The sequence below is a fragment of the Robiginitalea sp. genome (genome assembly GCF_982776155.1).
This window is the reverse complement of record NZ_CEXZKX010000001.1, coordinates 1-11,869: the sequence shown is the minus strand read 5'-3', so window position 1 is coordinate 11,869 and position 11,869 is coordinate 1. Positions and strand designations below refer to the sequence as shown.

Annotated in this window: 11 protein-coding genes and 1 tRNA gene; 9 read left to right on the top strand and 3 right to left on the bottom strand. The window is 58.9% G+C overall.

The features are described from left to right. Positions 1–126 precede the first annotated feature (126 nt). From AC3DKS_RS00060 to AC3DKS_RS00050, 3 genes are all read left to right on the top strand, one after another. On the top strand, positions 127–972 hold the full coding sequence (locus tag AC3DKS_RS00060) for a transketolase (RefSeq protein ID WP_015754439.1): 846 nt from the start codon (positions 127–129) through the stop codon (positions 970–972). An 18-nt stretch (positions 973–990) separates the two neighbouring features. Continuing rightward, positions 991–1,947, top strand: coding sequence for a transketolase family protein (locus AC3DKS_RS00055; protein WP_015754438.1), 957 nt, complete (start codon positions 991–993; stop codon positions 1,945–1,947). Between the two features lie 83 nt (positions 1,948–2,030). Further along, positions 2,031–2,600 (top strand): porin family protein, encoded by a 570-nt coding sequence (locus tag AC3DKS_RS00050; protein WP_015754437.1) that lies wholly within the window; start codon positions 2,031–2,033, stop codon positions 2,598–2,600. A gap of 166 nt (positions 2,601–2,766) precedes the next feature. Here AC3DKS_RS00050 and AC3DKS_RS00045 read toward each other — a convergent pair whose 3' ends face one another. Continuing rightward, positions 2,767–3,744: an FKBP-type peptidyl-prolyl cis-trans isomerase gene (locus tag AC3DKS_RS00045; protein ID WP_015754436.1), complete on the bottom strand. Its 978-nt coding sequence runs from the start codon at positions 3,742–3,744 to the stop codon at positions 2,767–2,769. Positions 3,745–3,818: 74 nt separating this feature from the next. Between AC3DKS_RS00045 and AC3DKS_RS00040 the strand changes: the two genes are divergently transcribed. Genes AC3DKS_RS00040 through AC3DKS_RS00030 form a run of 3 tightly spaced genes read left to right on the top strand, consistent with a single transcriptional unit; the run spans position 3,819 to position 5,317 of the window. Continuing rightward, entirely contained in the window at positions 3,819–4,220 is a 402-nt protein-coding gene (locus tag AC3DKS_RS00040; RefSeq protein ID WP_474731759.1) for an RNA-binding S4 domain-containing protein, read from the top strand. A gap of 4 nt (positions 4,221–4,224) precedes the next feature. Beyond that, positions 4,225–4,812 carry a methyltransferase domain-containing protein gene (locus tag AC3DKS_RS00035; protein ID WP_272608073.1) on the top strand — a complete coding sequence of 196 codons (588 nt, stop codon included), beginning with the start codon at positions 4,225–4,227 and terminating at the stop codon, positions 4,810–4,812. Positions 4,813–4,819: 7 nt separating this feature from the next. After that, complete coding sequence (locus AC3DKS_RS00030) at positions 4,820–5,317, top strand: phosphoribosyltransferase domain-containing protein (protein ID WP_015754433.1); 498 nt, start codon at positions 4,820–4,822, stop codon at positions 5,315–5,317. A gap of 14 nt (positions 5,318–5,331) precedes the next feature. Here the strand turns inward: AC3DKS_RS00030 and AC3DKS_RS00025 are convergent, their stop codons facing one another. Continuing rightward, the gene (locus tag AC3DKS_RS00025) at positions 5,332–5,847 is read right to left on the bottom strand and encodes a shikimate kinase (protein ID WP_272608072.1); all 516 of its coding nucleotides are present in this window, start codon (positions 5,845–5,847) and stop codon (positions 5,332–5,334) included. 162 nt (positions 5,848–6,009) lie between these two features. Between AC3DKS_RS00025 and AC3DKS_RS00020 the strand changes: the two genes are divergently transcribed. Beyond that, positions 6,010–6,082, top strand: a tRNA-Lys gene (locus tag AC3DKS_RS00020). 830 nt (positions 6,083–6,912) lie between these two features. Here the strand turns inward: AC3DKS_RS00020 and nhaA are convergent. Beyond that, the gene (nhaA, locus tag AC3DKS_RS00015; protein WP_272608071.1) at positions 6,913–8,250 is read right to left on the bottom strand and encodes a Na+/H+ antiporter NhaA; all 1,338 of its coding nucleotides are present in this window, start codon (positions 8,248–8,250) and stop codon (positions 6,913–6,915) included. Positions 8,251–8,594: 344 nt separating this feature from the next. Between nhaA and AC3DKS_RS00010 the strand changes: the two genes are divergently transcribed. Together AC3DKS_RS00010 and AC3DKS_RS00005 are read left to right on the top strand one after the other, a co-directional pair. Continuing rightward, positions 8,595–10,562, top strand: coding sequence for an aconitate hydratase (locus tag AC3DKS_RS00010; RefSeq protein ID WP_272608070.1), 1,968 nt, complete (start codon positions 8,595–8,597; stop codon positions 10,560–10,562). A 69-nt stretch (positions 10,563–10,631) separates the two neighbouring features. After that, positions 10,632–11,792 (top strand): tyrosine-type recombinase/integrase, encoded by a 1,161-nt coding sequence (locus AC3DKS_RS00005; protein ID WP_272608069.1) that lies wholly within the window; start codon positions 10,632–10,634, stop codon positions 11,790–11,792. The last annotated feature ends 77 nt before the right edge of the window (positions 11,793–11,869 follow it).

Below are 11,869 nucleotides of genomic sequence, written 5' to 3'. Positions count from 1 at the left end.
GCAATCCCGGCGTTTGCATGGGCTTCCCGCATACGCCAGCCCGTGCATCCCGTTCATAAGTAATGGCAAAAGAAGTTGTGAAGCCGGGGGAATGCCATTATTTTTGGGCTCAGAAAATCGATCGACATGGCTGAAACCAAGGAATTAAAGGCGCTGGCGACCCAGGTGCGGCGGGACATCCTCCGCATGGTCCACCAGGTCAACTCGGGCCACCCGGGCGGCTCGCTGGGCTGCACGGAATTTTTCGTGGCCCTCTACTACGAAATCATGGACCTGAAGGACGGGTTCGACATGGACGGGAAAGGCGAAGACCTCTTCTTCCTCTCCAACGGGCATATCTCCCCGGTCTGGTACAGCGTACTGGCGCGGCGGGGCTACTTCCCCCTGGAGGAACTCGGCACCTTCCGGAAGATCGATTCGCGCCTGCAGGGGCACCCCACCACCCATGAGGGGCTCCCGGGCGTCCGCGTGGCCTCCGGGTCGCTCGGGCAAGGCATGTCCGTGGCTATCGGCGCGGCCCTGGCCAAAAAACTCAACAAGGACAACCACCTGGTATACAGTCTCCACGGAGACGGGGAACTGCAGGAGGGCCAGAACTGGGAAGCCATCATGTACGCGGGCAGCAAGGGGGTGGACAACCTGATTTCGACCATCGACCGGAACGGCCAGCAGATTGACGGGCCCACCGAAGAGGTGATGCCCCTGGGCGATGTCTCCGTCAAACTCGAAGCCTTTGGTTGGGAGGTATTGGAACTCCCGGAGGGCAACGACCTGGAAGCGGTCCTCGCCACCTTGAAGGAAGCCAAATCCCGGACCGGAAAAGGCAAGCCCGTGGCCATTGTGATGGACACGGTGATGGGCCACGGGGTGGATTTTATGATGCACACCCATGCCTGGCACGGCAAAGCCCCCAACGACGAACAACTGGCCACGGCCCTGGAGCAGAACCCGGAAACCCTGGGCGATTACTAATAGCAACCCGACGCACGCATGAAAACTTACACGGATCAAGGAAAACAGGATACACGAAGCGGCTTTGGCGCGGGAATGACCGAGCTCGGGCGGACAAACCCCCGGGTGGTGGCCCTCTGCGCAGACCTGGTGGGGTCGCTCAAGATCGAGACCTTTATTGAGGAAAACCCCGAGCGGTTTTTCCAGACGGGCATTGCCGAGGCAAACATGATGGGGATTTCAGCCGGACTGACTATTGGCGGCTACATCCCGTTTGCCAGCACGTTTGCGAATTTCGCCACCGGCCGGGTCTACGACCAGATTCGCCAATCGATTGCCTATTCCGGCAAGAACGTTAAAATCTGCGCTTCCCACGCCGGGATCACCCTGGGGGAAGACGGGGCCACCCACCAGATCCTCGAGGACATCGGGCTGATGAAGATGCTCCCGGGCATGGTGGTGATCAACCCCTGCGATTTTAACCAGACCAAGGCGGCCACCCTGGCCATCGCCGAGTACGAAGGCCCGGTGTACCTGCGTTTCGGGCGGCCGAAAGTAGCCAACTTCACCCCGGTGGACCAGGAATTCCACATTGGGAAGGCCGTACACCTGCAGGAAGGCTCGGACGTAACCATTATCGCCACAGGCCACCTGGTCTGGGAATCCCTGGAGGCCGCCCAGCGGCTCCACGAGCAGGGCATCTCCGCGGACGTCATCAATATCCACACGATTAAGCCCCTGGACGAGGAAGCCATCCTGGCCTCCGTAGCCAAAACGGGCTGCGTGGTCACCGCCGAGGAGCACAATTACCTGGGCGGCCTCGGGGAAAGCGTCGCCGGGCTGCTGGCGCGCAGGCATCCCACGCCCCAGGAATTCGTGGCCGTACAGGATACGTTTGGGGAAAGCGGAACGCCGGACGACCTGATGGCGAAATACGGGATTGACAATAAAGCCGTGGAAAAGGCCGTTTTAAGGGTGTTAGAACGCAAGGCCTGAAAGTTTGGTATCCTTTTTGTTTCCATCCGACAAACCGGCGGGAACAGGGAAGCCTAACTTCACGCCATAAAAACGAACACCTTATGAAACGCACACTTCTCAGCTGCCTGCTGGGGCTCTTCGCCCTGTCGGCATTCGCACAAAAAGACCCCGGATTCGGAATCAAGGCCGGGTTGAACTTCAACTCGAACGGGGATTACAAATTCGATTCGGCCCCCGACCTGAGTTCGGACACCAAGATGGGTTACCACCTCGGGATTTTCGGCCAGTTTGGGGATAAAGTCTTTTTCCGCCCCGAGCTGATCTATACCAAGACAAAATCCGAATACGACGGCTCGGACTTCGATATGAGCAAGCTGGACCTGCCCCTGCTGGTGGGAATCCGGATCCTCGGCCCAGTCAAAATATTTGCCGGCCCGGACCTGCAATACATCCTGGATACGGATTTTGACGAAATCACCCTGGGGGACGTGGAAAACGATTTCACGGTTGGCCTGCATATCGGCGCCGGGGTGAACCTGGGGAATATCGGGATCGACCTGCGGTATGAACGGGGCCTGAGCAGCAACGAAGCGGAAGCCGTAGGGCTGGAATCCGGGCGTATCGACACGCGCCCCAGCCAGTTTATCCTGGGCCTCTCCGTTAAGTTGTAGCGCATGGATAACCGGCCTTCAGGCCGGCGACAAGGCATCTCTTAAAAAGGAAAATCCCCGCCACTGGCGGGGATACTTCTTTCAGGGCCGGACTAATGGCACTTTTCAGGCCGCTTTGTCTGCCCGCGTGAATGGCCCTGGACCGGGCTCGGGCAGGTAGCGGGCCTTAGTTCGTATCCGGGTCCAGGTAATCCGGGATGCCGTTGTTGTTGGAGTCCGGATAGGTAATGCTGCCGTCCGCATTGATGATAATTTCCTCCCGGGTGGGCGTTCCGTCCCCGTCATCGTCCGAATCCAGGAAATTAACCGTCAGAAACGCCCCGAATGCGTTGCGTTCGGCCTCCTCGTCCGTATTGTCGTTATACAGGTAACCGTCCCCGTCCAGGTCTTCGTCGATGGAAGGGATCCCATCCCCGTCGTGGTCCGTTCGCTTCACAGAAAAGACCTGGACCGTAAAGATCAGCGGGCTGTAAGTGGGGATGCCGCCTGCGCTGTTGTTGAAAAACCCCAGGCCGGAGGGCATGATGATCAGGCCTACCCCGGCATCCTGGGCACTGACTGTACCGTCCGGGTTAGCAGTAATGGACGATGCCGGCTTAAAGAACGGCATGCCTTCCGTAAATCCGCGGGCACCCGAAAGCGGGCCCTGCAAACCGGCCAGGTCAAACCAGATGGGCTCCACGAAGGTGCCGTCAAAGGACTCCCCGTTGAGCAGGCTGCCTTCATAGGTAAGCAAGACCGAATCGGCCACGGTAGGCGCTTCTTCAGGCCCGCCACCGCCAACGCGGGCCTCCAGGTAGTAAAACGTATGGAGGACGTCCGCCTGGTCTTCCAGGCCAAATTCGTCGGCAGAAACCGAAATCTGTTTGCTGGAAACCTGGGCGCTCAGGGGTTCCTTGTCGGCATTCGCCCCGGCAATCGTATCGATCACAACCCGGTAGTCGAAATCCGCCGGCGGGTTCTGGAATTCCTCGTAATTGTAGAAATGCGTTTGTAAAAACTCCTGGATGGCGGCCTGGTCTTCCGGCGCCACCTCGGCCAGGGTGCGGGGCGGGACTTCAACAATCCCTCCGTCATCATCATTGCTGCATCCGATCAATCCCGCTGCCGCCAGCAGGCAAAGCCCGTATTTTTTCCAGGTCATAGCCGTTTTCTTAAAGCCCGCAAGATACAATTTTCCCCTATTTTTGCCGGGAACCTTAACAAAGATTTTCAGCGATGCGCATCGATAAATACCTCTGGTGCACCCGGTATTTCAAGACGCGGAACAAGGCCACCGAGGCCTGCCGGAAGGGCCTGGTGCGCATAAACGGGGACACGTGCAAACCCTCCCGGGAAGTCCTTCCCTCGGATAAAATCACGCTGCGCAAAAACCAGCTGGAGATGCAACTGACCGTGCTGGACATCCCGCAACAGCGCGTGGGGGCCAAATGGGTGGGGATTTACCGGCAGGACACCACCCCGGCCGAGGACCTGGAGCAACACAAGCTCATCAGGGCCACCAAAGAGTATTACCGCAAAAAAGGCACGGGCCGCCCCACCAAGAAGGACCGACGCGACCTGGAGGCCTACAGGGACGACCCGGATGACGACTGGGACCCGGACGCAAAGACACCCTGACGATATGACGGATTTGGACAGGGATTTCTGGGAAGATCGTTACCGGGCAGGCACAGACCGATGGGACCTCGGGGGACCTTCCCCGCCCCTGGCGGCTTATATCGACGGGCTCCCGGACAAGGACCTGCGAATCCTGGTGCCCGGAGGCGGGCGGGGATACGAGGCGGAGTACCTCTTCCGGGCGGGCTTTGAGAACCTGACGATTGTGGACCTGGCCCGCCGGCCCCTGGACGACCTCAGGCGCCGACTGCCGGAACTCCCGGCCGCTGCCCTGCAACAAACGGATTTTTTCAGCTTCCGTGGAGGACCTTTTGACCTGATTTTGGAACACACGTTTTTCTGCGCCCTCCCCCCTGCCCGTCGCCCGGATTACGTGCAGGCCATGCACCGGCTCCTGGTCCCCGGCGGACGGCTGGCCGGCCTGTTTTTTGACTTCCCGCTCACGGAAGACGGCCCCCCGTTCGGCGGGTCGGAAACCGAATACCGCAACCGCTTTTCCTCCCTGTTCCATATCCGCAAACTGGAGCGCGCCCGGAATTCCATCCCGCCCCGCGCCGGTACCGAACTGTTTTTTATCTTTGAGAAGAAATAAGCCGCCGATGGAAAACCAGATCCTGACCCACGAGCAGATCCGCCACAAGATCCGCAGGATTGCCTACCAGATCTACGAGAGCAACGTGGAAGAAAAACAAATCGTCCTGGCAGGGATTGAAGGAGGCGGGCTCGATTTTGCCCGGAAAATCCAGGCCGTGCTCCAGGAGATCACCCCGGCGGAAATCCTGCTCTGCAAGGTAAAAATGGATAAGGCCAACCCCCTGAAGAGCGGGGTTACCACCTCCCTGAAACCCGAGGAATACGAAAACCGCTCCGTGGTGCTGGTAGACGATGTCCTGAATTCGGGCAGTACGCTTATCTACGGGGTACACCACTTTTTAAAGACCCCGACGCGACAGCTCAAAACGGCTGTCCTGATCAACCGGAACCACAAGCGCTACCCGGTAAAGGCCGACTTTAAAGGGCTTTCCCTGTCTACCTCCCTGCAGATGCACGTTCGGGTAGATTTCACCCCGCGCAAAAACGGGGTATTCCTGGATTGATTCTGTTAAAAGGCTCAGGATATCTTTTCGAGGATCTGCGCCGCCAACTCTTCCGGACTGTGTTTGTCGGCCGGCAACACATGCATGGCCCGGGCGTAAAAGGGAGCCCGTTCAAACAGGTGCTTCCCGATGAATTCCGGCAACTCCGCCGGTTCCAGGTGGGCGATCAGCGGCCGGCTTTCCTGCCCCCGCCGCAACCTGCGGGCCAGTTCCGGCACGGATACCTGCAAATAGCAAACAGCATCCGCCTGGGCGAGCAACAATTCCATATTCCCCGCGTAACAGGGCGTACCGCCCCCCAGGGCCAAGACCCCGGACTCCCCGGACTGCAGCCACTCCTTCAGCAACCGGTGTTCCTGTTTCCGGAAATAGATTTCCCCCTTTTCCCGGAAGACCTCCGGGATGGATTGCCCGAGCCGGGCCACGATGTAATCATCCAGGTCCGTGAAGGGAACCCCCAGGTTCTCCGCCAACAGCCGGCCCACGGTACTTTTCCCGCTTCCCATATACCCAACCAGTGCAATGCGCATGCAATTCCGCGTTTTTCCCGTGCCTCCACGGGGTGAAAACCCCAAATATCCGGCTTTTTGGACAAACCGGAAATTCTTTACCCATTCACTTGAAAAATGAATAATAGATATTATATTTGCAGCCCAAAACCGCTTCACAGCGGTTCATTTTTTAATAAAACCGACCTGGTAGCTCAGTTGGTAGAGCATCTCCCTTTTAAGGAGAGGGTCCTGGGTTCGAGCCCCAGCCGGGTCACGATCAAGCGCAAAACCCCCGCCAGAAATGGCGGGGGTTTTTGTTTTCAGAGGAAAGCCAAGCTCGCTTGAGCTTTTCGATGGAAAAAAAAACACGCCAGGCGGAGCCTGGCAGGGTTTTGCATTTGCAGGACGGGGCGGCTGGGTCAGGCGAACGCAGTGAGCCAACCCCAGCTGTTGGCAATTTGAAGATTTGCCGATTTGAAGATTTGAAAATGGAATCGTAACGCTTCCGGCAAGCGTAGCTTGCGGCAGTTTTGCATTTGCAGGCGGCCAGCGCACCAGCTGGCTCCTCTCTGCAATTGGCCCACCGGACCTATTGACGGGCGTTCGGCCCGGGTCAGGCGAACGTTGTGAGCCAACCTCAGCTGTTGGCAATTTGAAGATTTGTCGATTTGAAGATTTGAAAATGGAATCGCAAAGCTTCCGGCAAGCGCAGCTTGCGGGGGTTTTGCATTTGCAGTTCGCCAGCGCACCAGCTGGCTCCTCACTGCAATAGGTCCGCAGGACCTATTAACGGGCGTTCGGCCCGGGTCAGGCGAACGCAGTGAGCCAACCCCAGCTGTTGGCAATTTGAAGATTTGTCGATTTGAAGATTTGAAAATGGAATCGCAAAGCTTCCGGCAAGCGCAGCTTGCGGGGGTTTTGCATTTGCAGGTGGCCAGCGCTCCGGCTGGCTCCTCACTGCAATAGGTCCACCGGACCTATTGACAGGCGTTCGGCCCGGGTCAGGCGAACGCAGTGAGCCAACCCCAGCCAACGGCAATTTGAAGATTTGTCGATTTGAAGATTTGTAAAGCCCGGTGAACCCGGGAACGGAAACCTCAAGGATTATCTGGGGGGTTCCGCCCGCACAAACACCCTAAAGATCAACGTACCCAGCAAAACGGCCAGCACAAAGGCCACCAGGATGGCCAGTTTGGCCTGCTGCAGGTAATCGGCATTTTTAAAGGCAAGGTTCCCGATAAAGATCGACATGGTAAAGCCGATGCCCGCAAAAGCTGCGGCCCCGTAGATCTGCGGCCAGGTGACCCGTTCCGGGAGGCGGGCAATCCCCAGGGCTACCGACAGGCGCGCCAACAAGGAGATGCCGGCGAATTTACCCGCCACCAACCCCAGGATAATGCCCAGCGACAGCGGCTCGAGGAGGCGGCCAAGGTTTTCGGCTTCCAGGGTCAGGCCCGTATTGGCCAGGGCAAACAGCGGGAGCACCACGAAATTCACAAAGGGCTGCAGGGCCTTCTCCACGGATTGCAGGGGCGGCACAATCTTGCGGACGGCCTTCTGGATGATCCGCACCAATTCCAGCTTCTCCTTTTTGATAAAGTCGGAATCAGTGGCACGGCGTTCCCGGAAGGTTTTGATCAGGTTCTCGATATTGTGGGCGAACTGCTCCTCATCCATCCCCGCCCGGGCCGGGATGGCCGCGGCGGTAATCACCCCGGCAATGGTGGCGTGTACCCCCGAGAGGAAAAACCCCGTCCAAATGCCCAGCACGCCCACCAGCCCGTAGAAGAACGGGTTCCGCACCCCGATGCGGTTGGCGATCACCAGGACGAAAAACGAGACAAAGGCCCAAAGCAAACTGCCAAAGACAATCTGGTCCGTATAAAAGAAGGCGATGATCAGCACGGCACAGAGGTCGTCTACCACGGCCAGGGCGGTCAGGAATATTTTCAGGGCGAAGGGTACCTTTTTATTACCGATAATCGTCAGCAACACCAGGGCGAAGACGATATCCGTCGCGATGGGGATCCCCCAGCCCGCTGCGGTATCCGTGCCCTGGTTGAGCCCAAAAAAAATGAGCGCCGGGAAGAGGAGCCCGCCCAGGGCGCAGATAATCGGCAGGGCCGCCTTGCGCAGGTTGGAGAGTTCCCCGGCAATCAGCTCCCGCTTGATCTCCAGGCCGATGACAAAAAAGAAAATGGCCATCAGCCCGTCGTTGACCAGTTCGTGGAAGGTGAGCTCCAGGTTGGCCCCGGCAACGCGGACCTCCAGGGTGTACTCCCAGAAAGCGTGGAATTCGTGTGCCCAGGGGGAATTGGCCAGTACCAGGGCAGTCACCACGGCACCCACCATCAGCAGGCCGTAGGAAAGGTCGCCTGAAAACAGCGGGCGGGTAAGCCGCTTGAACCGGGCCCAATGGGAATGTGAGGGTAGTTCATTCATAAATCGGTGCCTATGTTAACAAAATAGCGGTATTCCACCAAAGGCCCGGGGGAAAAATCATCCCGCAGGCACTTTCCCTTGCAATCGGACACACTATTGGCAGGAACCGCGCACAAATCCCCCGGGAATTTTGTAAGTTATAGGGACCTCTGCATGCGCTGTCCCGGCGGTCTGCTTGCAGAATACGCCGGAAACACAAAACCTGCAGGAAACACAGCACCCGAGAGAAACACAATACCCGTGGGAAACACAACACACGAGGGAAACACATCACCCGAGGGAAACACAAAGCCCGAGGGAAACACAAAGAAATCCGAAGAACCCAATATTCAAATCCCAGTAACATGTCAAAAATGAACGTCGCCCAGAAACTGATTCACGCCCACCTGCTGGAGGGCGAAATGGAACCCGGCTCGGAGATTGGCCTTAAAATCGACCAGGCGCTCCTGCAGGACGCCACCGGGACGCTCGTGCAGCTGGAGCTCGAAGCCATGGGCCTGGACCGGGCCAAGACAAAAGTAGCCGTCCAGTACGTGGACCACAACCTGTTGCAGACGGATTTCCGCAATGCGGACGACCACCTGTTCCTGCACTCGGCCGCCCAGAAATTCGGGCTGTGGTTCAGCCGGCCCGGAAACGGGGTGAGCCACCCGGTGCACATGCAGCGGTTTGGGGTGCCCGGGGCTACCATGGTGGGGTCGGATTCCCACACCTGCGCCGCGGGAGCGCTCGGCATGCTCGCCATCGGGACCGGGGGCCTGGACGTGGCCGGGGCCATTGCCGGGCAACCCTACTTTGTGAAGATGCCCAAAATCATGGGGGTCCGCCTCACGGGCAAACTCCCGGACTGGGTGAGCGCCAAGGACGTAATACTGGAAATGCTCCGCCGGCACGGCGTGAAGGGGGGCGTGGGGAAAATTATCGAATACCACGGGGACGGGCTCCAGGGCCTCAGCGCCATGGACCGGCATGTGATCGCCAATATGGGGGCCGAACTCGGGGCCACCACCACCGTCTTCCCCAGTGACGGGGAAACCCGGCGCTACCTGAAATCCCAGGAGCGGGAATCCGACTGGGTGGAGCTCACCGCCGATGCGGGTTGCACCTACGACCTGGAGGACGAGATTGTCCTGGACGAACTGGTGCCGCTGATTGCCTGCCCCACAAGCCCGGGCAACGTGGTGCCTGTGGAGGAAGTGGCCGGAAAGCCCATCAGCCAGGTGGTGATCGGTTCCTCGGCCAACCCCGGGCACCGGGATTTCTGGATTGCCGGGGCCATCGTAAAAGACCGGCTCGTGCACCCGGAGGTCTCCTTCGACATCAACCCGACCTCCCGACAGCTCATCCAGAACATGATCGAAAGCCGGGCCTTTGCCAACCTGATCAAGGCCGGGGGGCGCTTCCACCAATCCGGTTGCATGGGGTGCATCGGCATGGGTCAGGCCCCCGCAAGCGATACGATCAGCCTGAGGACCATGCCCCGGAATTTCCCGGACCGCTCGGGTACCAAGGACGACCAGGTGTATCTCTGCAGCCCGGAAACCGCAGCCGCTTCGGCCCTGACGGGTAAAATTACAGACCCGCGGACCCTGGAGGAATCCCACGGCATGTCCTACCCGCAATACGAGGCCCCGGAGACCGAAAAGATCCATGAGGAACTCCTGGTGGCCCCCACGGAGCACAAGGCGGAGATCAAACTCAAGAAAGGGCCCAACATCCAGTCGCTGCCGGAAATGGACCAGCTGCAAGAGGAATACGAGGTGCCAGTGCTCTTGAAAATGGGGGACAACATCTCCACAGATGAGATTATGAAGGCCGGGGCCGAGGTCCTCCCCTTCCGGAGCAACATCCCGGAAATCAGTAAATTCAGCTTTACCGTTATCGACGATACCTTTTACAAGCGGGCCATACAGGCCAAGGAGAAGTACGGGGGCCATGTGGTGGTGGCCGGGGAGAACTACGCCCAGGGAAGCAGCCGCGAGCACGCGGCCATCGGGCCGAAATACCTCGGGCAGGTGGCCGTAATTGCCAAGGACTACGCGCGGATTGCCTGGCAGAACCTCATCAACTTTGGCATCCTCCCATTGGAATTCATCAACCCGGAAGATTACGAACAAATTGAGGAAGGGGCAGTCATCCGGTTCAGCAACCTGAAGGAAAGCGTCCGGTCCGGCAACCCCATTACCGTGCGGGTGCTGAACAAAAACAACGAAGTGGACCTCCCGCTAACGCATAAAATGACCCCCCGGCAAGTAGAAATCCTCACCAAGGGGGGCATCATCAACGACTTCCGGGAAAAACTGGCTTCTTAGCCTCGGATGAACGGGGCGCCCCCTTCCCCACTGCAACCCACCTGCAGGGAATGGAGGTACCTTCCCGTCATGCCGACGCGATTCCGACTCTCCGCTTATCAGTTTAAGGGGCGCGACTACCTGCGGGTGACCTTCCGGTATTCCTTTGCGGCCAAAGAGTGCATCAAACAATTCCCGGGCACCCGCTGGGACCCCACCCTGGGCTTCTGGCACCTGCCGGACCCGAACCACGCCAAGGGGCTGATCCGCCACCTCAGGGAGGCGGGCCATATTGTTTCCGGACAGGGCGAAGTGGAAAAATTCAGGGAACGCCTGGCGCGGGAAGCGAACCCTACGCTGCTGGATACCTACCGGCAGTTCCTGAGGGGAAGGCGCTACAGCGAAAGCACCATTGCCTCCTACGGGACCATGGCAGCCCAGTTTTTGGAATTCCTGGGCGAAAAACCGCCGGAAAAAGCAGACCAGACGGACGCGGAGGCCTTCCTGCAGTGGCTGGTACTCGAGCGGAAGGTTTCCGTCAGCACCCACCGGCAGGCCATCAGCGCCCTGAAACAACTGGAGGCTTTCCTGCCCGCCTGCCACCTGGAGGCCAAGGGGCTTGTGAGCCCCAGGAAGGACCGGAAACTCCCGGGCGTTTTGGGGAAGGCCGAGGTGATGCGCCTGCTGCAGCAAACCCGGAACCTGAAGCACCGCACACTCACTGCCCTGCTCTACGGATGCGGCCTGCGGGTGGGCGAACTCATCAACCTGCAACTGGCCGAAGTGGACATCCCGCGTCGGCAATTGCTGGTCCGGGCCGGGAAGGGCCGCAAAGACCGGCGCGTGGTCCTGCCCGAGCGGCTCCTCCCCCTGCTGGGAGACTACCTCACGGCCTACGCCCCGTCGCGCTACCTGGCCGAAGGCCGCCCCGGGCAGCCGTACAGTGCTACAAGCATCCGGGCCTTTTTAAAAGCCAACAGCCGCCGGGCCGGCATCCTCAAAAAAGTCACCCCCCACATGCTGCGACATTCCTACGCCACCCACCTGCTGGAACAGGGGGTGGACATCCGCTACATCCAGGAACTCCTGGGCCACGCCCGGCCGGAAACCACCATGGTCTATACCCATGTCTCCCGCCAGGACCTCTTGGACATCCAGAGCCCCCTGGACCTGCTCCTGCCCGAGGCAACCCCGCCCCCCGATAAAACTACCTCAAACCTGCTGTTATCCCGGAGGGGGGATGGTTTTTAATTTTATATCTTGGGGTTAAAACCAGTTGTGGTTAATGTCAAAAACAGAAGATTGAATGAACAAAACAATATTTGAGA

Excerpts from the sequence above, each read along its gene's own strand:
- AC3DKS_RS00050 (WP_015754437.1), top strand. The coding sequence starts at position 2,031 with ATGAAACGCACACTTCTCAGCTGCCTGCTGGGGCTCTTCGCCCTGTCG.
- AC3DKS_RS00035 (WP_272608073.1), top strand. The coding sequence starts at position 4,225 with ATGACGGATTTGGACAGGGATTTCTGGGAAGATCGTTACCGGGCAGGC.
- AC3DKS_RS00045 (WP_015754436.1), bottom strand. The coding sequence starts at position 3,744 with ATGACCTGGAAAAAATACGGGCTTTGCCTGCTGGCGGCAGCGGGATTG.
- AC3DKS_RS00025 (WP_272608072.1), bottom strand. The coding sequence starts at position 5,847 with ATGCGCATTGCACTGGTTGGGTATATGGGAAGCGGGAAAAGTACCGTG.
- AC3DKS_RS00060 (WP_015754439.1), top strand. The coding sequence starts at position 127 with ATGGCTGAAACCAAGGAATTAAAGGCGCTGGCGACCCAGGTGCGGCGG.
- AC3DKS_RS00005 (WP_272608069.1), top strand. The coding sequence starts at position 10,632 with ATGCCGACGCGATTCCGACTCTCCGCTTATCAGTTTAAGGGGCGCGAC.
- nhaA (WP_272608071.1), bottom strand. The coding sequence starts at position 8,250 with ATGAATGAACTACCCTCACATTCCCATTGGGCCCGGTTCAAGCGGCTT.
- AC3DKS_RS00010 (WP_272608070.1), top strand. The coding sequence starts at position 8,595 with ATGTCAAAAATGAACGTCGCCCAGAAACTGATTCACGCCCACCTGCTG.
- AC3DKS_RS00040 (WP_474731759.1), top strand. The coding sequence starts at position 3,819 with ATGCGCATCGATAAATACCTCTGGTGCACCCGGTATTTCAAGACGCGG.
- AC3DKS_RS00055 (WP_015754438.1), top strand. The coding sequence starts at position 991 with ATGAAAACTTACACGGATCAAGGAAAACAGGATACACGAAGCGGCTTT.
- AC3DKS_RS00030 (WP_015754433.1), top strand. The coding sequence starts at position 4,820 with ATGGAAAACCAGATCCTGACCCACGAGCAGATCCGCCACAAGATCCGC.